Genomic DNA, 19,576 nt, shown 5'->3' with positions numbered 1-19,576 from the left:
ACTTTCGCCATGAACCTGAGCCAACTCGCCAGCCAGCACTGCACGCCGCGCAAGGGCAAGGAACACGCGCTGGACGCCGCGACGCTCAAGGAGCTGCTCGCCGCGTTGCCGGGCTGGAAGGTCACCGACGACGGCAAGGCCCTGGTCAAGGACTTCAAGTTCCCGGACTTCCATCACACGCTCGGCTTCATCAATGCGGTGGGTTTCATGGCCAATCAAGAGGACCACCACCCGGATCTCGAAGCCGGCTACGGTCATTGCCAGATCCTGTGGTCCACGCACGACGTGGGCGGCCTGTCGATGAACGACATCATCTGTGCCGCACGCGTCGACGTCCTGCTCGAACGTTGAGCGCGCCGCGCACCACACCGCCATTCCTTGCCATCGCCGGCTTTCTTGCGGCGGTCGCGGTGTTGCTGTGGTGCATGGCGGGCCTCTCCGGCTGGATGACCCGCGGCCAGCTGGTGCATGAGGCCGCCAGGGTGGTCGCCGCACTTCACGCCGGCGAACCACCCTGGGCTTGGGCGCTGCGCCGCCCGTCCGATCTGGTCGCCAGCCGGGTCTTCGGCCACGCGACGCTCGCCGCCACACCGGATGGCCTGACGATCACGAGCGCCGACGGCACGCCTTTCGAGCTCGGACTGCCACTGGCGGGCCCCGTCGACCTGACCCACTGGCCGACCCTGCGCATCCAGGCGCGGGCAGATCATAGGGGGCGGCTAGGGCTGAGCTATCAGTCCCTCGAATCCAGCGAGGCCTGCACCGCCGATCAGGTGGCCACGGTGCCTGCTGACGCCGACGTGTTGTCGATCAACTTGCAGGCCCCGTCCTGGCATACGGCGCAGGGCAAGGCCTGTCCGCCACCTGGCGTCGTCGCCTATATGTTGCGTCTGCGAGTGACCCTGCCCGCGGGGTCGACCTGGACCGTGGGTTCCGTCACCTCGGCTACGCCGATGCCCGTCGCGCTCCCTGCCCACATCGACGGGCACGCGGCCGATATTCGCCTGACCGGCACCGACACGCCGGCCACATGGCAACCCGCGAAGGCACTGACCCGCCAGCCGACCCCGATCGTTCGGCTGCCGGAAGGCGCTTCGGCCGAGGCGATGCTGTTGCTGCGCGACCGCATCCGGCACCACTGGCCGGCGGCGATCATCCTGCCGTTCGGCGCGGCGCTACCCAGTCAGCCGTCCAACCGCATGCCCCTGTGGCTGGATGCAGGCGTCTGCGGTATCTATCTGGCATGGCTGGTCTGGCTGGCGGTCCGCCAGCGACCTGGGGTGATCCGTCCCTGGACGGAGGTGGCGGCCATCGCCTTCGGCCCGCTGTGGCTCATCGCCGGTTTGCGTTGGGGGCCGCAGCCCTCGATGGCCGGGATCGTCGCGTTTGTCGCCGCCCTGGTCTACGGCGGCCAGAGCGAATGGCGCCGCCAGCCCGTGGAATGGGGCTGGTGGAGCCGCAACCGATCGGACTGGCTCTACCCCCTGCTGCCGCTACCGGTGGCTGCCGGCCTGATGCTGGCTGACGGGCACCACCTGCTGCACCTGGAACCCAGGCACATCCTGGCCTACCTGGGATGGGCGCTACTGCAGCAATGGGCCATGCTGGCCCTGGTACTGGGGCGGCTGGAGCGAACCGGGCTGCCGAGAGCCGCTGTCATCATGGTCACGGCGGTGCTGTTCGGGCTGCTCCACACGCCCAATGGCTCGCTCATGCAGCTTTGCCTGGTAGCCGAACTATGGTGGGCATGGTGCTTCATGCGCTCGCCGCGCCTGATTCCCATCGCGCTGGCACACGCCGCCAGTGCGTTGCTGGTGGAAAGCGGCCTGACCGGCCACCTGCTGCGCTCACTCGAGGTCAGTGCGCGCTTCTTCCTGTAGCCTTTCCCACAAGTACCTGATTTTCTTGCCCTTGGTGGCAAGCAGGTCGAGGAAGTCCTTCAGATCGTCGGGCATGGGTGCCGAAAAACTGTAAGAGCGACCATCCAGCTCGAAACTCATGTGCGAGGCATGCAGGAACAGGCGATTGAGCCCCAGGTCCTTGAACGCCTTGTTCATGTCCTTGTTGCCGTACTTCGGATCGCCCGCCAGCGGGTGACCGATGTGGGCAGCGTGCACGCGGATCTGGTGGGTACGGCCCGTACCCAGGGTGGCCTGCATCAGGCGCGCCCCCGGGTAATGCTCCATCTCCTGGAAAAAAGTGAGCGAGGGCTTGCCGTTATCGGCCACTCTTACCATGCGTTCGCCGCCCTGGAGCACCGACTTGAGCAGCGGCGCGTTGACGCTGAACTTGGCCTTCCCCGGATGCCCGTCCATCAGGCAGAGGTACTGTTTGGTCACCTGGTTATCGCGGATGGCGGCCTGCAGGCCGGTCAGCCCGGCACGGGTCTTGGCAAACACCAGCACGCCGCTGGTATCCCGATCCAGGCGATGGACCAGCTCCACGTGCTCATTCGGGCGAGCCGCGCGCATCAACTCGATGGCACCATGGCTGACGCCGCTACCGCCGTGGCTGGCGACGCCACTGGGCTTGTCGATGGCGATGAAGTGCTTGTCTTCGAAGATGATCGAATCAGTTACCGCTGAGACAGCACCCGCCGACGGCCCCTTCTCGGCCACCTTTTCCGCCGTCCGAACGGGCGGGATTCGCAGCATGTCACCGGCCGCGAGACGCGTCTCGGGCTTGGCACGCTTGCCGTTCACGCGCACCTGTCCGGTGCGCAGAATGCGGTAGATCATGCTCTTGGGCACCCCCTTGAGGAGGGTCATGAGCGCGTTGTCGATACGCTGACCGTCCCTTTCGGGTCCGATCTCGACTTGACGCACACCGTGAGCTACGTCCGGGGAAGTTACCGTCTGCATTGAAAAAAACCTGACGAAATAGGATACTCGGCCGGCGTTTGGTCCCGCCCTGCCGAAGTTCGGATGGAGTCGGGACTCCCATCCCGTGACGTCGGCGAGGATAGCGCCGGTCGCCTCTGTGGCAGCCGGTTGCTGCTCCCTTACATCGTAACGGTTCGGGTAGTCGTTTGTCCGGTTCCTGAAGGGTTCCGGAGAGCGACGGACGCATGCCTAAGAATCATCCCGGCACCGGGAACGATGCCGTCATTTGCCGCTTAACCGCAGCGGCGCGATCCCCGGCAGGCCGCCGAAGCAACTGGCGCCACCGAGGCACGCGACGCGCGGCAAGCTGAGGAAAATTACAATGAAACGTATGTTGATCAACGCAACTCAGCGTGAAGAGTTGCGCGTGGCCATCGTCGATGGCCAGACCCTTTACGATCTCGACATCGAAATCCCTTCCCGCGAACAGAAAAAGGCCAATATCTACAAGGGCCGCATCACTCGCGTGGAGCCTTCCCTGGAAGCCTGCTTCGTCGATTACGGCGCCGAGCGTCATGGCTTCCTGCCGCTGAAGGAAATTGCCCGCGAGTACTTCACGCCGGGCCTGGACCCCAACAAGGCCAACATCCGCGACCTCATCAAGGAAGGTCACGAGGTGGTGGTGCAGGTCGAGAAGGAAGAGCGTGGCAACAAGGGCGCTGCCCTGACCACCTTCATCAGCCTCGCCGGCCGCTACATGGTGCTGATGCCGAACAACCCGAAGGCGGGTGGTGTTTCGCGTCGCATTGAAGGCGAAGACCGCCAGGCGCTGAAGGAAGCACTGGAGCATCTCAACGTCCCCGACGACGTAGGCCTCATCGTGCGTACCGCCGGCCTCGGCCGCGATGCCGAAGAACTCCAGTGGGACCTGGATTACCTGCTCCAGCTCTGGAAGGCCATCTCCGGCGCCGCCCAGGCCCAAAAGGCCCCGTTCCTGATCTACCAGGAATCGAAGCTGTTCATCCGCGCCCTGCGCGACTACCTGCGCAGCGATATCGGCGAGATCCTCATCGACGAGGAGTCGCTCTATAACGACGCGCGCGAGTTCATGCAGCAGGTGATGCCCAACGCCCTGCGCAAGCTCAAGATGTACCGCGACGACACCCCGCTGTTCTCGCGCTACCAGATCGAGACCCAGATCGAGAGCGTGTTCGACCGCCAGGTCCGCCTGCCGTCCGGCGGCTCGATCGTGGTCGATCAGACTGAAGCCCTTACCGCCATCGACATCAACTCGTCGAAGGCCACCAAGGGCAGCGACATCGAAGAAACCGCGTTCAACACCAACCTGGAAGCGGCGGCTGAAATCGCCCGCCAGCTGCGCATCCGCGATGCCGGTGGCCTGATCGTGATCGACTTCATCGACATGGACAGCCCCAAGCACCAGCGCGAAGTGGAAGAGCGTCTCAAGGACGCCCTGAAGCTGGACCGCGCCCGTGTGCAGATTGGCCGCATCAGCCGCTTCGGCCTGCTGGAGATGTCGCGCCAGCGCCTGCGTCCGAGCCTGGGCGAAGCCACCCAGATCGTCTGCCCGCGCTGCGAAGGCCATGGCCACGTCCGCGGCGTGGAGTCGCTGGCGCTGTCCACGCTGCGACTGATTGAAGAGCACGCCATGAAGGACAACACCGGCCAGGTGCTGGTGCAGGCCCCGCCGAGCGTGGCCAACTTCATGCTTAACGAAAAGCGTGCCAGCGTGGTCGAGATCGAACTGCGCAACAAGGTGCACGTCGTCATCGTGGCGGACGACAAGCTCGAGACGCCGCACATCGAGATCCAGCGCATCCGCGAAGCGGACATGGGCGAGCACAGCAAGCCCAGCTACGAGCGCCTGACGGCCGTCGAGGCCTCGCCGTTGCCGAAGATGGGCCAGACCCTGGGCAGCGGTGAGCAGCCCGCCGTGAGCGGCATCGTGCCCTCCTCGCCCGCACCGGTCCGCGAAGAAGTCGCCGAAGCCCCGGCCCCGCAAGCTCCGGCTGCGCGCCAGCCCGCGGCGGCCCCGGCGCCCAGTGGCGGCATCATCTCCCGCCTGTTCGGCTGGTTCCGCGGCACCGCCGCGCCTGCCACTCCGGCACCGGCACGCCAGCCCCAGCCCGCACCGTCCAGCCGCGGCGGCAATCAGCGTCGCGATGAGCGCGGTCGCTCCGGCCAGGGCCAGCAGCAAGGTAACCGCCAGCAGCAACAGCAGCGTCGCGACCAGCAGCAGGGCCAGAAGGGCCAGCAGCAGGCCAAGGGCCAGGGCAACCGCCAGCAGCAGAACCCGCAGGGCCAGAAGGGTCAGCCGCAGGCACCGCAGCAGGCCAGGCAGGAACAGCGTCAGCCGCAGGCCAAGGCCGACGGCCAGCAGCAGCCGGCCCAGAACGAGCGCAAGCAGCAGCGCCAGGAACAGCAGCAGCGCCAGCCCAAGCAGGCGCAGCAGCAGAACCAGCAAGCTGCTGCAGCCGGCGCTGCCACGGCAGTCGTTGCGACCGCCGCGGCAGTGACGGCAGCCACCGCTCCCGCCGAGCGCCCGGTCGCTTCACCCGTTCCGGAAGTGATCAAGGACAAGAACCTCGCCGTGACGGCCGAAGCCACCACCGATGCAGTCGTCGCCGACGGCGCACCGGCCACGGCGGATACGCCCGAAGCGGAAGGTGGACAGTCGCGTCGTCGCCGCGGTCGCCGCGGTGGCCGCCGTCGCCGTCGCCATGACGATGCCACGCAGTCGGGTGCACCGTCGGCCGACGCCGGTGACGACCAGCACCTGGACGATCTGGACGACGAAGACCGGAGCGATGCCGCGCCGTTGTCGACGCCTGCCACTGCCGTAACGGCCGCCGCTGCCGGCGCCGTTGTGGCGGCCGCCACACACGCTGCCCGCCCGGAGCCGGTCGAGCACGCATCAGCCACGGACGCCGCGACGACACCCGAGAAGGTGGTCGCCGCCGCTGCGCCGGTGGCTCCGATGCCGGTGCCCGAGCAGGTGCTCAGCGCCGTGGCGCCCGCCTCGTTCAACCTGCCCACGCTTCCGCCGATTCCGGCAGGCGAACCGGCTGCTGACGTCGCGACGGATCACGTGCAGGTTGAAGCGCCGGCCGTGACAGAAGTCGCTCGCGCACCGCATCAGGAAGTGGAACACGCAGCCGTGACGGTCGCGCCCGTCGCTGAGGTGGTTACCCACACGCAGCAGACCACGGACGTCTCCGCCACCGCGTCCCACGCGCCGGACATCGCGACTCCGGTCGTGGAGACCGTGCAGTTGGTCGAGTCCAGCACGACCATCGATTTACGCGCACGCCTCGACGTGTCGCCCAAGATCGAGCCGGTGGCCGACGTTCCGGTGACGGCGAACGACGTGGAAGTAAAGGCCGAGCCGATGGACGCGCCCACTGCTCCGCAGCCCGCCCAGGGTGACCTGCTGGCTCATGCCGGATTGACGCAGGCCGCACCGTCGCCGGCAAGTCCGGCACCGGAAGAAACTTCCGAGGAAGCGAAGAAGGACGCGTCGTCGCACGTCTGACGACGCACTTTCAGCCCCTAGAAAAGCCGGACTTTCGTCCGGCTTTTTTTTGCCTCACCTTCTAAACAACGTGAAAGCCGGACTTTCGTCCGGCTTTTTGCCACACCGTCCAGAAACAAGAAAAGCCAGACCTTCGTCCGGCTTTTGCCATACCTTCCAGACACAAAAAAGCCGTACTTTCGTTCGGCTTTTGCCATACCTTCCAGGCACAAAAAAAGCCGTACTTTCGTTCGGCTTTTTTTTAGTCCGGCTGTAGCCCGATCAATTGCCCAGCAGGTTGTTCCCGACCTGATTGTTGTGGGTATCCAGCAAGCCGTGGATGGTCATCAGGTGCGCAAGGCTGATCACGTGATCCACCTGCAGCTTCTCCATCAGGCGCTGCTTATAGGTCGACACCGTCTTGGGGCTCAGGTTGAGCTGCTCACCGATGGTGGTGAGGGCCTTTCCGCGCACCAGCATCATGGCTACTTCCAGCTCGCGGCTGGAAAGTGCATCAAATGGCGAACCCTCGCCATCCAGTGTCGCCAGGGCCAGTTGCTGCGCAACAGCCGGCGCCAGATAACGACGCCCTGACGCCACCTGGCGCACGGCATCGAGCAGTTCTTCCGAGGTGCAGCCCTTGGTCAGATAGCCAAGGGCACCCGCATCGAGCAAACGCTTCGGGAAGCGGGCGTCATCCACGACGGTGACGATGATGATGTGTGTCGCTAGCTTGGAGCGGGATACACGTTCAGTGAGCTCGATGCCGCTCATGCCCGGCATGTGCACGTCTACCAGGGCGATCTCCGGGGCTTTTGCGCGGATCAACCGCAAGCCTTCTTCGGCGGTGCCCGCCTCGCCACAAATCTGAATGTCCGGCTGCTGCTGCAGGATCATCCTGAAGCCTGTACGCACCAGCTCGTGATCGTCAATCAGCACTACCTTGATCACCAGTCGCCCTCCTTGGGTGTGTCGGGTGAACATAGGCTGCATCATGTCGCAATGCAAGCACCTGAAGCCCTTGAAAAACCCGGCCACAAAGCCTTCCTACGGGCCTCAACGGTATTGCCTTACAAGGTCGACCAGCAGCCAACTGACAACGTTATTCGACGCCTGTAGACCAGTTGCGCAGGCCCGCTTCATCGAGGTCGAAATCCTCGACGATCACTGTCATCGCGTGACCAGAACTATCAGACCATTCCTGCTTGCCGACACGACCAAGCACGCCCTGAATGAGAGCTCCTTGTTCGATGGTGCACTCTCCTTCGCAGCGCCCCACCACGAAGCCTTCGGGCAGCTCTGCCGCCACACGGCCATCAAACGGGCCAAGAAACCTGATGCCACTCATGCCATCCCTCGTATGCGGTATGCGCGGAGATGAAAAGCGGTGATCCGCCGTGGTGCCCGGACCCGGGATCGAACCGGGATAGCCTTGCGGCTGAGGGATTTTAAGTCCCTCATGGCGACTTCCCATAGACCGCTTCAAATCGCATATCCGACTGCTTCAACCCCTTATGCACCCTCGCATAGCCCTTGTAATAAGGGTTTACAGGAGGGATACTCTGTTGCACACCGGGTGCATGCTGTACCGGATATCTACCGGATACGTGCCGGATATCGCGACGAAAGGGATAGGTCATGGCGAAGCTCCGATTGGAAGATGACGTGGTGAAAGCGGCAGTCCCAGAAGAGGGCCGGCCGGTCATTCACTACGACAAGCCGGCAGCTACAGGCAAAGGCGCCTTTGTCCCCGGCTTCGCGCTGCAGATTACGCCCAAGGGAACAAAGACGTTCCTCCTGTGCTACGTGGCCAAGGCCAGCGGCCGCGAGCGGCGCATGGTGGTGGGCATGTTTCCCTCCCTTACGGTGTCGGCCGCGCGCAAGAAGGCGCAGGAGTTCCGGGCACAGGTCGAGGTAGGCCGCGACCCATGGCAAGAGCGGGCGGACGGTCGGGCACAGGAAGTCGCACTGGCCGCGCGACAACGAGCGCATACCCTGGCCGACCTGTTGGCCGCCTACGTACAGCAATCGAAAGACAGTGGCCGCAAGGACTGGCGCGCGGTGGAGAACGCCGTAGAGCGGCACCTGGTGAAACACTTTCCCAGGCTGGTCAAGCTGCCAGCCGACGAAGTGACGATCGACGACCTTGCCAAAGTGTTCCAACGCATCATCGATGCAGGCCACTACAACGAGGCTCGAAAGCTACGCGCCTATCTGCGCGCGGCTTACACCACTGCCGTCAACGCGCGCACCGATCTAGGCCTGACAGCCTTTGCCGGCTTCAAGATTCATAGCAACCCCCTTCGCGAACTCCGCGTGAGCCGTCCCAAGGAATTGGCTGAGGAAGCCGACAAAGCCGCCGAGAAACGGAAGTGGTCATTGAGCCCTGATGAGCTGGCCGCCTACTACCGGCGCACATTCGATCTTGATCCCGCCAATGGCGCCGCGCTGCGATTCCACCTGCTGACCGGCGGCCAGCGCGTGCGGCAACTGCGCCGGCTCACTGTGGCCGACTACGACGCCCGCAATGCGCGCGTGACGATACGCGACATCAAGGGCCGCAGGCAGGTGGCCTATAAGCACGTTGTGCCACTGATCCCCGACGCGGTGGCAGCGATCGAGGCCATGCGCGGTGCCGATCCGCAGGGCGACCACGTCTTCACCGTGTCGCACGGCCTAACGCCGGCGTGTGAGAACGCAATCGCCGAGGGCATGCGAACGATTGCCAAGGCCATGATGGATGCGGGCGAGGTTGCGCGCCGCCCTACCCCCGGCACGATCCGCAAGACCACCGAAACACTGTTACGTGATCTGCGTGTTCCCCGCGAGGTACGCGCGCACCTGCTTTCACATGGTCGCGGTGACGTGCAGGCCGCCAGCTACGAAGTAGGCGACCTGGAAGATATGAAACGCGATGCACTGATGAAACTGCACGCGCTGTGCGTGCCCAAGGCCACCGCCTAAACCCGCCGAAAGGCGAATTAACGCGCCTGCGGGCGCTTTCAACCACCAACGTAAACAGGGGATTGCATGACCGTTTTTAACGAACTCGACGCCAGCTTGGCGCATGTGGGCGAACGCGCCGGCTTTGGCTTGATTCCGCGTGAGGGAAAAAGTCTCTTTCGCGTAGCCGATGACGCCGATGTGAGCGATCTGCTCTCTCACCTGCAATGCATGCTCCGCGGAATGAAACAGATTGCCGAAGATGCTGTTGGTTCTGAGAACATTGGTCCCGACGTAGCGTGGTTGCTCGCTGGGCTCATGGAGCAAGCCGGGGCCATTGCCGAAGAGCTGGAAGTTCCGCTTCGTTCGGTGCAGCGGGCGAAGTAAGGGACCACAGAAGCAAGGGCATCAACCCAGCGGAGCCTTCGGGCTCCGTTTTGTTTTCGGCCCCGAGCGCATCCTTATGCGTCGTCAACGCCACCACTTGACATCGTTTTGCCACCTGCAATCATTTCTCACGATGGCGAAGTTTTCCGCCATGCAAGGCCACCGATAACCGGTGTGAGGCGCAGGACACATACGAGCCGAAAGGCTGGCACGCAATACGGCAATTAAGCCAGGTGCAACACGCGCGATCACCGAGCAGACCCACGTAGTCATGGGCTGGTGCGGACAGAGCAAGTCTGTCCACTGCTGTTCAAAACTGAACCTAGCGAACCTAGACCTGAATCTTGAACACGGCACCGCCAGCGCACGCGCGCTTGGCCCCTCCCTTCTATTGCCCGAGGAAAAGGCATGACTACGAATGTCATCCAGTTCACCCCATGGAATTCCATCGCCGACGACAACCTGACCACCAAGGAGCTGGCTGTCTGGATCAAGCGCTCGGTGGACACCCTGAAGCGCTGGCGCCGTCTACGCATCGGTCCGCCGCACTTCACGATCAACGGCCGCACGTACTACAGCAAGCGGCAGGTACAGGCCTGGATCGAGTCGCAGCGCGCGCAATGCCAGGGGGATGCAGCATGAGCCCCCGCACCATCTCTGACATCAACGACGACTTGCTGGCCGCTGCGTGCTGCATTTCCGACTTGGCCCATCACATCTCCGAGCACGGACCCGAGAACGTCCTAGTGCTCAACAACCTGGAACGCGCCACCGATGGCTTCAAGCGCCTGCTGATCGAACGCCGCGCAGTGGAGGCCGCATGATCACTGTCCTCGCAAAAACGCACCCCCTGAGCGCCGATTGGGTGACTTCCGAGATGCCGGCCGGCCAGTCGATTGCGCAGATGATGGGCGAGCAGGCCAGCCCTAGCTGCAACGTGACCATCGGCGGCCATTCTGTGCCGCATGCCATGTGGGACAAGGTGCGGCCAAAGGCGGGCCAGACCATCCATGTCCTTGGCGTACCCCAAGGCGGCAATGGCGGGAAGATCCTGCGCACGGTTGCCATGGTGGCTCTGGTCGCACTGAGCAGCGGTGTGGCTGCCGGCACTATTGGTGCAAGCGTCTTCGGCAGCTACGCAGGCCTTGCAGGCGCCTCCATCATGATCGGCGGCTCCGTCGTTGGCGATCCGCTGATCGTCGCGGAGGGCCGGGCATGAGCCTTCTGAACTGTTACGTGGCTGAGGATCGTGCGCTAGTAAGCGTCGATACCTGCATGGCGCCGATTTCATCCGGCAACGCCGCGGATCTCGCGCGTCGCGCGCATGGATCCAAGCTCCTCGCGTTGCCTCACGCAAACGTGGTGCTGGCCGCCCGCGGCGAGCAGAACTTCTTCAACTGGCTGGCTAGCGATCTAAACCGGGCCATGCTCGATGGCTACGACGCGATGGCCGAGCGCATGCAGAGCCTTCTAGATAAGAATCTCGAGGCCTTCATGGAGGTAGTCGCCAAGCCGCAAGGCGTCGATTCGTTTCCTGGTGCCGAAATCCTCATGGTCGGCTGGTCACGCGCAACGAACCGCATGCAAGCCGCCGTCTGGAAATGCGACCACGGCGAGAAGGCTTTCCGCGTCGCACGTGTAGCCCCATGGATGGCGAGCCCGAACCCGGGTTACGCGGAATTGCCGTCACCGCCGGACTCAGCCGAACGCATGACAGCGATCGCACGCGATCAGGTCGAGCTCCTGCGCTCGTTGCCTGTTTCCGTGGCTGTTGGCGGCCGTCTGCTGCTCGCCGAAGTGACGCGCGATGCCGTCAGCATCTCGACCGTTGCCGACATGGAGGTGAAGCCGTGACCCCGGACACCGTTGAACTGACCGCTGAGCAGGAAGAAACCGCCTGGCGCCTCATGGACGATGTTAGCTCCGCGCAAGCAAGTGGTGATGTTTCCGCCCAACTCGCCGCTATCGGCGCATTCTTCGACTGGCAGATGGAAGTCGGGTTGATGACCACCGAAGACTTCCGCATGTGGTCCCTCCCCCATCTTCGCGAAGTGATGCGCGCGATGGTCGAGCTAGATCCGGCGCTGGCAGACGCTCAGGCAGACATCGCCGTCAATAAACTGGACGGACGCGACGGCATTGCCGACGCCGGATGGGCTGCGCTCGTGTTGGATGCCTACACCAACGCACGCCAGGACCTTGGGCTAGACACGCTCATGACGCCCGAGCTTCGCGCCTCCCTCGTGCGCCTCTCGCGCAACATCGAAGTCCGCACAGATTTGGCCTGCCAGCTATTGCACCGCCACGCGCACAAGCCCTTCAGTCCGGCCCAAGCCGATCACGCCGAGGTGTGGAGTACATGCAAGGGCGCGCGGCGCGAAGCCCAGGACATCCTCCAATTGCTCGCCGCGCCAATCGAAGAGCGCGAGGGATGGTATCTGCAACGCAGCATGCCGCATGAGGGAACGCCATGAACCCCATAGATCTCGTTCTCGCCCGTCTCGATGGCAACAAGCTGCGCCAACAAGGAAAGGGCTGGGTTGCGTGTTGTCCCGCCCATGATGACAAGAACCCTAGCCTTTCGATCAATCTTGGCGATGACGGCCGCGTACTTCTCAATTGCTTCGGCGGTTGCAGCGTCCCACAGGTTTGCAGCGCAATGGGCATCGGCTTGTCCGACCTATTTGAGAAATCCGACTGGCGCAACGATGGAAAATTCCAACGCAGCCGCTTAAGCCGTGAGGCCGATTGGGCTGCTGCCATTGGCTTGCTCGTTCGCGAGTCTCTCATCGTGATACTTGCGGCCCAGGAAACAGCTGGCGGCGCAGCGCTAGGCGCTGACGACATGGCACGCCTGTCCATGTCCATTGAACGTATTACCCGCGCCAGGGAGGTGCTCAATGGCAAGTGAGGTAAATCCGCATATCAGCCGCATTGAGGCTCAGGCTGATAATGAGCTTGAGCGGGTCATCAAAGCGACCGGTGGCGCAGCCAATGACGCGACAGGCAACAACGTCCGCCGGCTCTTTACGCTGACTCGCGCCGACCGGATCGAACGCAAGGCGACCGACTGGCTTATCCGTGATTACCTGGTGCGGGACACGCTGGCCGCGCTGATCGCCAAGCCCGGCGCGTGCAAGAGCTTCCTGGCTGTCGATTGGGCCTGCCGGATCGCCACAGGTACATCTTGGTACGGGCGCGAGGTGAAGCCCGGCGCAGTCTTCTACCTGGCCGGCGAAGGACAGCGCGGCTTGCGCAAGCGCATCGACGGCTGGGAGAAGCACAACGGCGTAAGCCTAGAAGGTGCGCCCCTTTTCATCGCGTCCGGCATGCCCTTTCTGTGCGACCAGCTCAACGTCGCCAGCACGCTGGCCATCATCAAAGAAACGGCAGAGGAGCTGCGAGAGTCCACCGGAATAAAGCCCGCCATGATCGTGATCGACACGGTAGCGCGCGCCATGAACGGCGCGAACGAAAACGCGACCGACGACATGGGCAAATTCGTTTCCGCGTGCGACCAACTGCGCCAGGAATGGGGCTGCATCGTGCTAGCTGTGCATCACACCGGCAATGACCCGGGCGCGCAGGACCGCGGACGCGGTAACAGCAACTTCGGCGCCAGCATGGATTCGGACTTCTATCTGAAGCCGAAGGATGGCGGCCTTGAGCTGAAGTCCGGCGACAAGGCAAAGGACTGGCGCAAACCGCCGACGTTGCTGCTGTCCAAGGTTGAAATCGAGGTGGAGTCCATCGGCGACGATGGCGAGCCGGTGAGGGAAACCACACTCGCACTGCACGATGCCGCGGGTGCGGTGGCTGATACAAGTAAGCGCGAGCAGGTAGAGAGGCTTCATCAGGATGGCATGACGGTACGCGCCATCGCGGAGCAAACCGGCGTCCCGAGATCGACCGCGCAACGATGGCTTAAACCAGCCGCATAGGTGTCCCGTCTCACGGGGGGTATATACCCCCCCCGTGGTGGGACAGCCCATATGCCCACGGGACATGAGCAGGCGAGACATGTTTTGGACATGGGACAAGGGGCTCGTGGTCATTGTTAACCGGCAGCCCACAAACCCTTGTTTTTCAGGCATTTCGCGCTATTTGCGGCCTATTTTCGGCCGCCTAAACGCCCCGCAACCCGCGCCGTTGCGCCATCGGACGTGCATCGACGTTTTTTGCATCAAATGTGGCCGTAAGGGATCAGCTATCCCTTGCGCATAAGTCTTAATGCCCTTGTTTTGCCGACTATTCGACACTCTTTGTCATCTGTACCCGGCAAATATCCGGCTCGATACTTTAAGCGCATCCACTTTCCGCGCTTTCAGCGCCACCGAACAAAGGAACACCAATGCCCGTAATGCGATCCGATCCACAGTATCTAGCCCACGTGTGGCCGAGCGTGTCGGCCGTCGCCGTCGATGGCGAGCACCACGTCAGCCAACTGCACTCCGCGCAAGAGCGCGCCCGCAAAGCATGGGGCGACATTCACAGCAACCACGGCCGGCGCATGGCCGACCAGACCAAGACTGAGGCGGCGCGCGTGGTCGAGTCCGCCAAGTTCGCGCGCAACATCCTCGAATCCCAGCGCAACACCTACAACGAAGCCCGTGAGAACGCAGAGAACACGCTGCGCGTGACACAGGCCCAGCTGCTTCGCAAGCTCAACCCGCCCAGCGACCCTGGCGAGGCCGCTCTCTTCGCGGAGATCCGTGCACATCTGCGCGGCATGACCCTGGCCGAGCGCATCAAGGCGGTGCAAGAGGTGGTAAACACCCCAGGCAGCGATCTGCGCATCCTGCACGCAGCCGTCGCCGGCCCGGCGCTGGTGAGCTTGCTGCCGCCCGACCTGGCATCGCGGTACACCGACATCTATCACGCCTCCACGTCACCCAATGAGTTCGGCCGCGCGGTGCGCCTTTCCACCTCGCTGGAAGAGGCAGCGACCGGCTTCCAGCGCCTGGAAGAGCACGTCGCCGCGATGGTCGACTTCCAGCAGGCGAAAGCCTATGAGCAGGCGGCTGCATGATCGTTGATCTCGCGCCTCCCGCGGATCCGCGCATGCTACGTGCCGGCTGTGACGTCACCCACAAGCTCAGGCCATCTCAGCGGCTTGTGGTGACGGCGGACGCCATGTCCAGCGGTCACATCCTGCAGATCGAGACGAACCCGGGCGAGCATCGCCCGAACACGCGCGCCGAAGTCCCCGCTGGTGCCCGTATCGAAATCGGCCCACCCAACGATGGCACGCAACCCTGTTTCCGCGTGCTGTGCGACGTGGGGCACCTGATCGTGACCGCGAGCTGACATGGGCCGCCTCTGCACCGTCTGCGAGAGCCCCGACCGGGCGCCAGTCGAGATCGGACTGGCGAACGGCATTGCCGCTCGCGTGCTGAGCAAGCGCTATGGGCTAAGCCCTGACGCGCTCCACCGGCACCGCAAGGACCACATGGACGTGGACCTTATCGCCCGTCTGCGCGTGCGAGGCATGCGTTCGGACGAAGAGCTGGCACAGGTCCGTGAGGTGGAGTCCAAGAGCCTGCTAGACCACCTGGTCTGGCAGCGCGGACGCCTGTACCGAAACGCAGACCGATGCTTTGACATCGGCGACATGCTCGGCGAGCGCGTGGCGATCGATTCCGCTGGCAAGGCCAGCGAGCGCATCGGCAAGATGCTGGGCGAGCTAGGCTCGCACATCAGTATCACCAACAACGTGGTCAACCTGGTGCAGTCGCCGCAGTGGCACCTCATCAGGACGGCCCTGGTGAGAGAGCTGCGTCCGCTGGGCGCTGCAGCCATCGAGGCGGGCGCCCGTGCCATCGCCGCGGCTGAGGCATCCATTGCGCAGCCGATCGAGCCTGAGCGCCTGCCGGTGCTGATCGAGGCCCGGCCGCCGTCGAGTGACATGCATGAGTAAGGCCGCACTCGACTTCCAACGCGCCGCAGATCCGTCGCAGGTATTCACCGAGGGCGTGAGTGATGCCGAAGACAACGCCGTTACGCCGGCGCCCTGGCAGCACGAAGTCATGCGCTCCGAGGCACGACGCCATCTCATCCTTTGCAACCGCCAGGCGGGCAAGAGCACAACCATCGGGGCGAAGGCGGCTGGCGGCCTCATTTACGCGCCAGGGCTCTACCTCATCGTGGCGCCCACGCTGCGACAATCGCGCCTGTTGTTTGAAAAGACACGCGCAATCTATAAGCGGCTGTCAGGCGTGCCGCGCATCGTCACGGACAACGCCAACGAACTGGTGCTTGAGAACGGATCGCACCTGGTCGCGCTCCCCGGCGACAACGACGCCACGATCCGCGGCTATAGCGCACCGCGTGCGGTGTACATCGATGAAGCCGCGCGCGTCAGTGATGCCGTGTATGCGGCCGTTCGCCCCATGCTGGCGGCATCGGCCAATGGACAGCTCATCGCACTCACGACGCCCTACGGCCGGCGAGGCTGGTTCTACGAGCAGTGGTCTGAGGGGCAGCACTGGACCCGAACCACGATCACCGCAAACGACTGCCCGCACATCACGCCCGAGTTTCTGGCCGAGGAACGCGACAGCCTTTCGGAATGGCAGTTCCGCGCGGAGATGCTTTGCGAGTTCGTGGATACGGACGAAGCGTTCTTTAGCTCCGAGCTGGTCGACGCGATGACAGACGCTAACCTGGAAGCCTGGTCATGAATCACCCGTTGCTTGATTACCGCCGCACCGTCGCCGTAGGCGTCGACCTGGGCCAGTCGCAAGATCCGACCTCCATCGCCGTGATCGAAAAGATTGCGCCCGAGATCGGCGCGAACGTGTTTACAGCACAGGTTCCCGAAGCGCGCGAGGCACTGCGCCAAGAGCGACCGCACTACAACCTGCGCCTGTTGGAGCAGGCACCGCTAGGTGAGCCCTACCCGGCGCAGGCGCATCGGCTCAAGCGCATCCTCGCGCGTCAGCAGATCGCTGAGCACGATCCGCGCGTGTGGGTCGATTACACTGGCGTCGGGCGTGCCGTGTTCGACATTTTCAAGCAGGAGCGCGTGCCCCGCATCGTGCCGGTCACGATCACGTTCGGCGGCGAGGAAGGCCCGAACGGCCGGGGCGGCCACAATGTGCCCAAGCTGGCTCTGGTGAGCCGTCTGCAGGCACTCATGCACACCGGCAAGCTGCACATGCCCGACACGCTGCCACTGGCCAAGACGTTCCGGCGCGAGCTGATCGACTTTCGAGTGAGCTACTCGGCCATCGGCAATGCCAGGTTCGGCGCGCGCGAAGGCGCGCATGATGACCTGGTGCTGGCCGTCGCGCTGGCGGTGTATGGACTGGACGTGCCACGGGTGATCGTAGAGCCGTTGCGGTTTTAGTGATCCCCGGAGAGTGCCCGGTTATAGCCGGATATATGGCGGATACGACATGCCGCAACGCAGCACATTACCAGGCCAATTTTCGGTCAAGTTGTTGATTTTATTGGTGCCCGGAGCGGGGATCGAACCCGCATAGCCTTGCGACTGAGGGATTTTAAGTCCCTTGCGTCTACCAGTTTCGCCATCCGGGCCAACGACGGAAGGATGCGCATCCTAGCATGTGCGGGATGAGCACCCGGCCTTGCAGAAAGGCATAAAAAAAGCCCGCCGGGTGGCGAGCTTCTCTCTGTGCAATGGAGGCCTGGGTCGGAATCGAACCGGCGTACACGGCTTTGCAGGCCGCTGCATGACCACTCTGCCACCAGGCCATTGCACAATGGATCGTAACCCGAAAGACCGGTCACCATCCGTTGAAAAAACAAAACCCCGGAATGCCGAGGTTTTGCTGAAAACTGGAGCGGGAAACGAGACTCGAACTCGCGACCCCGACCTTGGCAAGGTCGTGCTCTACCAACTGAGCTATTCCCGCATCGGAGTCAGAAATAGTAACAGAACAATGGCATTTGTGAAGAGTCCGGGAAGACTTTTTTTCACTCTTCGCGCCGGTTGTTGCCGCCACGGCCAGGGAAGCATGAATGGCCGGCCGGGCAAGCCATCGTTCACTCAGACGTCTCTCCCCGGCAACAGTCCGTCCGATTTCTGCGGACTGGTATCTATCCGGCAACGACTTATCTTGATGGCAGGCGCCAGGAGCGCTTCCCACTATCAGGAGTGACGCATGATCGACCGTCGACCTTTCCCTACCCTTGGCGGTGCCAACCACGGCTGGCTCAACGCCAAGCATCACTTCTCGTTCGCCAATTACCACGACCAGTCCCGCATGGGCTGGGGCGCACTGCGCGTGTGGAATGACGACACCATTGCAGCGCAGACCGGCTTTCCGCCGCATCCGCATGCGGACATGGAAATCATCACCTATGTGCGCGAAGGGGCGATCACGCATCAGGACAGCCTGGGCAACAAGGGCCGTACGGTGGCGGGCGACGTGCAGGTGATGAGTGCCGGCACGGGCATCACCCACGCGGAATACAACCTGGAACAGGGCGATACGCAGATCTTCCAGATCTGGATCATTCCCGACCAGCACGGCAAGGCGCCGTCGTGGGGCACCAAGCCGTTTCCGATCGGTGATCGCTCCGGTCGATTCGTGACGCTCGCCAGTGGCTTCAAGGAAGACACCGATGCCCTTCCCCTGCGCACCGATGCACGCGTGCTCGGCGCCACCTTGAAGGCGGGTGAAACAGCGGAGTACGAAATCGACAGCCAGCGCTTTGCTTATCTGGTGCCGGCCAAGGGCAGGATCGACGTGAATGGCGTGCAGCTCGATGCACGCGACGGCGCGGCGATCCGCCATGAAACGAAGCTCACCGTGACGGCGCTCGAAGATGCCGAGCTGGTGCTGGTGGATACCGCACCGTAAGTACGACGTGGCGAGCGGCAACGCTCGCCATGCGTCCGACCAAGGTGGGAGTGAACCACCCGGGCGACCTTGCTAACCTCGCCATATCCCCCTGCGCGAGGTTGGCGATGAATCACGGCATCCACACCATCGACACCGGTTTCGTTCGCCCGCGCTTTGATGCGGCCTACCTGCTGGTGGAACAGTCCCGCGCGGCATTCATCGACTGCGGCACCAACTACGCCGTGCCACGCCTGCTCCAGGCACTGCACGACGCCGGGCTTGCGCCAGGCAACGTGGATTGGCTGATCCTCACGCACGTACACCTCGACCACGCCGGCGGTGCGGGCGAGCTGATGGCGCAGTTGCCAAATGCGCGCCTCGTGGTGCATCCGCGCGGTGCACGGCACATGATCGATCCCAGCCAGTTGTGGGCCGGTGCGTCCGCTGTTTACGGCGAGGACGTCATGGAAGCCACCTATGGACGTCTGCGACCTATTCCCGCCGAGCGCGTGGTGGAAGCGCCGGACGGCCATGTCGTGTCACTCGCGGGGCGGCCGTTGCTCTGCCTGGATACGCCCGGGCACGCACGTCATCACATCAGCATCTACGACGAGCGCGCGAATGTCTGCTTCACCGGCGACACGTTCGGCCTTTCGTATCGCGAATTCGACACCGCCATGGGCCCCTTCATTCTGCCGACCACCTCGCCCGTGCAGTTTGATCCGGACGCCCTGCATGCATCGATCCGGCGCCTGATCGACCTGAAGCCTGCCGCCATGTATCTCACCCACTTCGATCGCGTGGAACAGGTGGAAAAACGTGCTGACGACCTGCACGTGCAGATCGATGCGATGGTCGCGATCGCAAGGTCAGCGCAGGAACGGTCGCGCGGTGCAGAAGATCGACATGAAACGATGAAAACCGATCTGACCGGGCTGTATCTGTCGCGTGCCCAGGCTCACGGCTGGGACGGCGGGCGCGAGCAACTGCTCAACCTTCTCGGCATGGACGTGGAGCTCAACGCACAGGGCCTGGGCGTGTGGCTGGACAGCCAGCACAAAGCTCCTGGCTAATCGGAAACG

General features: G+C 63.4%; 22 protein-coding genes and 3 tRNA genes. 19 read left to right on the top strand and 6 right to left on the bottom strand.

The genetic code is table 11. The features are described from left to right. Positions 1-9 precede the first annotated feature (9 nt). Together H8F01_RS18270 and H8F01_RS18265 are read left to right on the top strand one after the other, a co-directional pair. Positions 10-351 carry a 4a-hydroxytetrahydrobiopterin dehydratase gene (locus tag H8F01_RS18270; RefSeq protein WP_187056457.1) on the top strand — a complete coding sequence of 114 codons (342 nt, stop codon included), beginning with the start codon at positions 10-12 and terminating at the stop codon, positions 349-351. Continuing rightward, entirely contained in the window at positions 348-1,880 is a 1,533-nt protein-coding gene (locus H8F01_RS18265; protein WP_187056456.1) for a CPBP family glutamic-type intramembrane protease, read from the top strand. The genes H8F01_RS18270 and H8F01_RS18265 overlap by 4 nt, the downstream gene beginning before the upstream one ends. Here H8F01_RS18265 and H8F01_RS18260 read toward each other — a convergent pair. Then, positions 1,848-2,861, bottom strand: a complete 1,014-nt coding sequence (locus tag H8F01_RS18260; protein ID WP_187056455.1) for an RluA family pseudouridine synthase — start codon at positions 2,859-2,861, stop codon at positions 1,848-1,850. The genes H8F01_RS18265 and H8F01_RS18260 overlap by 33 nt on opposite strands. 343 nt (positions 2,862-3,204) lie before the next feature. Here H8F01_RS18260 and H8F01_RS18255 point away from each other — a divergent pair, with 343 nt between their 5' ends. Beyond that, positions 3,205-6,375 (top strand): Rne/Rng family ribonuclease, encoded by a 3,171-nt coding sequence (locus H8F01_RS18255; RefSeq protein WP_187056454.1) that lies wholly within the window; start codon positions 3,205-3,207, stop codon positions 6,373-6,375. Positions 6,376-6,636: 261 nt separating this feature from the next. On the opposite strand, the gene H8F01_RS18250 is transcribed toward H8F01_RS18255, so the two are convergent. After that, on the bottom strand, positions 6,637-7,305 hold the full coding sequence (locus tag H8F01_RS18250) for a response regulator (RefSeq protein ID WP_187056453.1): 669 nt from the start codon (positions 7,303-7,305) through the stop codon (positions 6,637-6,639). Between the two features lie 151 nt (positions 7,306-7,456). Then, a complete protein-coding gene (locus H8F01_RS18245; protein WP_187056452.1) occupies positions 7,457-7,702 on the bottom strand; it encodes a hypothetical protein in 246 nt (81 codons plus the stop codon). Positions 7,703-7,992: 290 nt separating this feature from the next. Between H8F01_RS18245 and H8F01_RS18240 the strand changes: the two genes are divergently transcribed. From H8F01_RS18240 to H8F01_RS18175, 14 genes are all read left to right on the top strand, one after another. Then, positions 7,993-9,318: a tyrosine-type recombinase/integrase gene (locus H8F01_RS18240; protein WP_187056451.1), complete on the top strand. Its 1,326-nt coding sequence runs from the start codon at positions 7,993-7,995 to the stop codon at positions 9,316-9,318. A gap of 66 nt (positions 9,319-9,384) precedes the next feature. After that, entirely contained in the window at positions 9,385-9,684 is a 300-nt protein-coding gene (locus tag H8F01_RS18235) for a hypothetical protein (protein WP_187056450.1), read from the top strand. A gap of 408 nt (positions 9,685-10,092) precedes the next feature. Beyond that, positions 10,093-10,326, top strand: a complete 234-nt coding sequence (locus tag H8F01_RS18230; protein ID WP_187056449.1) for a helix-turn-helix domain-containing protein — start codon at positions 10,093-10,095, stop codon at positions 10,324-10,326. After that, positions 10,323-10,508 (top strand): hypothetical protein, encoded by a 186-nt coding sequence (locus H8F01_RS18225; RefSeq protein ID WP_187056448.1) that lies wholly within the window; start codon positions 10,323-10,325, stop codon positions 10,506-10,508. Before H8F01_RS18230 ends, H8F01_RS18225 begins: the two co-directional genes overlap by 4 nt. Further along, complete coding sequence (locus H8F01_RS18220) at positions 10,505-10,903, top strand: tail assembly protein (RefSeq protein ID WP_187056447.1); 399 nt, start codon at positions 10,505-10,507, stop codon at positions 10,901-10,903. The genes H8F01_RS18225 and H8F01_RS18220 overlap by 4 nt, the downstream gene beginning before the upstream one ends. Then, entirely contained in the window at positions 10,900-11,538 is a 639-nt protein-coding gene (locus H8F01_RS18215) for a hypothetical protein (protein ID WP_187056446.1), read from the top strand. The genes H8F01_RS18220 and H8F01_RS18215 overlap by 4 nt, the downstream gene beginning before the upstream one ends. Next, a complete protein-coding gene (locus H8F01_RS18210; RefSeq protein WP_187056445.1) occupies positions 11,535-12,158 on the top strand; it encodes a hypothetical protein in 624 nt (207 codons plus the stop codon). The genes H8F01_RS18215 and H8F01_RS18210 overlap by 4 nt, the downstream gene beginning before the upstream one ends. After that, on the top strand, positions 12,155-12,595 hold the full coding sequence (locus tag H8F01_RS18205) for a CHC2 zinc finger domain-containing protein (protein ID WP_187056444.1): 441 nt from the start codon (positions 12,155-12,157) through the stop codon (positions 12,593-12,595). The genes H8F01_RS18210 and H8F01_RS18205 overlap by 4 nt, the downstream gene beginning before the upstream one ends. Continuing rightward, the gene (locus tag H8F01_RS18200) at positions 12,585-13,625 is read left to right on the top strand and encodes an AAA family ATPase (protein WP_187056443.1); all 1,041 of its coding nucleotides are present in this window, start codon (positions 12,585-12,587) and stop codon (positions 13,623-13,625) included. Before H8F01_RS18205 ends, H8F01_RS18200 begins: the two co-directional genes overlap by 11 nt. Positions 13,626-14,044: 419 nt before the next feature. Beyond that, positions 14,045-14,713: a hypothetical protein gene (locus H8F01_RS18195; RefSeq protein WP_187056442.1), complete on the top strand. Its 669-nt coding sequence runs from the start codon at positions 14,045-14,047 to the stop codon at positions 14,711-14,713. A 104-nt stretch (positions 14,714-14,817) separates the two neighbouring features. Then, the gene (locus tag H8F01_RS18190; protein WP_187056441.1) at positions 14,818-14,991 is read left to right on the top strand and encodes a hypothetical protein; all 174 of its coding nucleotides are present in this window, start codon (positions 14,818-14,820) and stop codon (positions 14,989-14,991) included. A 1-nt stretch (position 14,992) separates the two neighbouring features. After that, positions 14,993-15,601, top strand: a complete 609-nt coding sequence (locus tag H8F01_RS18185) for a hypothetical protein (RefSeq protein WP_187056440.1) — start codon at positions 14,993-14,995, stop codon at positions 15,599-15,601. Next, positions 15,594-16,364 carry a terminase large subunit domain-containing protein gene (locus tag H8F01_RS18180; RefSeq protein WP_187056439.1) on the top strand — a complete coding sequence of 257 codons (771 nt, stop codon included), beginning with the start codon at positions 15,594-15,596 and terminating at the stop codon, positions 16,362-16,364. Before H8F01_RS18185 ends, H8F01_RS18180 begins: the two co-directional genes overlap by 8 nt. Further along, complete coding sequence (locus H8F01_RS18175) at positions 16,361-17,032, top strand: hypothetical protein (RefSeq protein ID WP_187056438.1); 672 nt, start codon at positions 16,361-16,363, stop codon at positions 17,030-17,032. The genes H8F01_RS18180 and H8F01_RS18175 overlap by 4 nt, the downstream gene beginning before the upstream one ends. A 104-nt stretch (positions 17,033-17,136) precedes the next feature. Here H8F01_RS18175 and H8F01_RS18170 read toward each other — a convergent pair. The 3 genes from H8F01_RS18170 to H8F01_RS18160 all read right to left on the bottom strand — a co-directional run bounded on the left by H8F01_RS18170 (position 17,137) and on the right by H8F01_RS18160 (position 17,561). Continuing rightward, positions 17,137-17,223, bottom strand: a tRNA-Leu gene (locus tag H8F01_RS18170). 103 nt (positions 17,224-17,326) lie between these two features. Then, positions 17,327-17,400, bottom strand: a tRNA-Cys gene (locus H8F01_RS18165). An 85-nt stretch (positions 17,401-17,485) separates the two neighbouring features. Then, positions 17,486-17,561, bottom strand: a tRNA-Gly gene (locus tag H8F01_RS18160). Between the two features lie 249 nt (positions 17,562-17,810). On the opposite strand from H8F01_RS18160, the gene H8F01_RS18155 reads away from it, so the two are divergent. Next, complete coding sequence (locus H8F01_RS18155; protein WP_187056437.1) at positions 17,811-18,512, top strand: pirin family protein; 702 nt, start codon at positions 17,811-17,813, stop codon at positions 18,510-18,512. Between the two features lie 107 nt (positions 18,513-18,619). Further along, complete coding sequence (locus H8F01_RS18150) at positions 18,620-19,567, top strand: MBL fold metallo-hydrolase (RefSeq protein ID WP_187056436.1); 948 nt, start codon at positions 18,620-18,622, stop codon at positions 19,565-19,567. Positions 19,568-19,576: the final 9 nt, after the last annotated feature.

The organism is Dyella telluris (assembly GCF_014297575.1).
GTDB classification, from domain to species: Bacteria; Pseudomonadota; Gammaproteobacteria; order Xanthomonadales; family Rhodanobacteraceae; genus Dyella; species Dyella telluris.
Note: the sequence above shows the minus strand (reverse complement) of the source record. Positions and strands in the feature narration are given on the sequence as shown.

What these genes read in the sequence shown, in the direction of transcription:
- H8F01_RS18255 (WP_187056454.1), top strand. Translation starts at nt 3,205, where the DNA reads ATGAAACGTATGTTGATCAACGCAACTCAGCGTGAAGAGTTGCGCGTG.
- H8F01_RS18270 (WP_187056457.1), top strand. Translation starts at nt 10, where the DNA reads ATGAACCTGAGCCAACTCGCCAGCCAGCACTGCACGCCGCGCAAGGGC.
- H8F01_RS18240 (WP_187056451.1), top strand. Translation starts at nt 7,993, where the DNA reads ATGGCGAAGCTCCGATTGGAAGATGACGTGGTGAAAGCGGCAGTCCCA.
- H8F01_RS18260 (WP_187056455.1), bottom strand. Translation starts at nt 2,861, where the DNA reads ATGCAGACGGTAACTTCCCCGGACGTAGCTCACGGTGTGCGTCAAGTC.
- H8F01_RS18155 (WP_187056437.1), top strand. Translation starts at nt 17,811, where the DNA reads ATGATCGACCGTCGACCTTTCCCTACCCTTGGCGGTGCCAACCACGGC.
- H8F01_RS18190 (WP_187056441.1), top strand. Translation starts at nt 14,818, where the DNA reads ATGTCCAGCGGTCACATCCTGCAGATCGAGACGAACCCGGGCGAGCAT.
- H8F01_RS18235 (WP_187056450.1), top strand. Translation starts at nt 9,385, where the DNA reads ATGACCGTTTTTAACGAACTCGACGCCAGCTTGGCGCATGTGGGCGAA.
- H8F01_RS18195 (WP_187056442.1), top strand. Translation starts at nt 14,045, where the DNA reads ATGCGATCCGATCCACAGTATCTAGCCCACGTGTGGCCGAGCGTGTCG.
- H8F01_RS18175 (WP_187056438.1), top strand. Translation starts at nt 16,361, where the DNA reads ATGAATCACCCGTTGCTTGATTACCGCCGCACCGTCGCCGTAGGCGTC.
- H8F01_RS18220 (WP_187056447.1), top strand. Translation starts at nt 10,505, where the DNA reads ATGATCACTGTCCTCGCAAAAACGCACCCCCTGAGCGCCGATTGGGTG.
- H8F01_RS18225 (WP_187056448.1), top strand. Translation starts at nt 10,323, where the DNA reads ATGAGCCCCCGCACCATCTCTGACATCAACGACGACTTGCTGGCCGCT.
- H8F01_RS18150 (WP_187056436.1), top strand. Translation starts at nt 18,620, where the DNA reads ATGAATCACGGCATCCACACCATCGACACCGGTTTCGTTCGCCCGCGC.
- H8F01_RS18205 (WP_187056444.1), top strand. Translation starts at nt 12,155, where the DNA reads ATGAACCCCATAGATCTCGTTCTCGCCCGTCTCGATGGCAACAAGCTG.
- H8F01_RS18200 (WP_187056443.1), top strand. Translation starts at nt 12,585, where the DNA reads ATGGCAAGTGAGGTAAATCCGCATATCAGCCGCATTGAGGCTCAGGCT.
- H8F01_RS18180 (WP_187056439.1), top strand. Translation starts at nt 15,594, where the DNA reads ATGAGTAAGGCCGCACTCGACTTCCAACGCGCCGCAGATCCGTCGCAG.
- H8F01_RS18215 (WP_187056446.1), top strand. Translation starts at nt 10,900, where the DNA reads ATGAGCCTTCTGAACTGTTACGTGGCTGAGGATCGTGCGCTAGTAAGC.
- H8F01_RS18230 (WP_187056449.1), top strand. Translation starts at nt 10,093, where the DNA reads ATGACTACGAATGTCATCCAGTTCACCCCATGGAATTCCATCGCCGAC.
- H8F01_RS18245 (WP_187056452.1), bottom strand. Translation starts at nt 7,702, where the DNA reads ATGAGTGGCATCAGGTTTCTTGGCCCGTTTGATGGCCGTGTGGCGGCA.
- H8F01_RS18185 (WP_187056440.1), top strand. Translation starts at nt 14,993, where the DNA reads ATGGGCCGCCTCTGCACCGTCTGCGAGAGCCCCGACCGGGCGCCAGTC.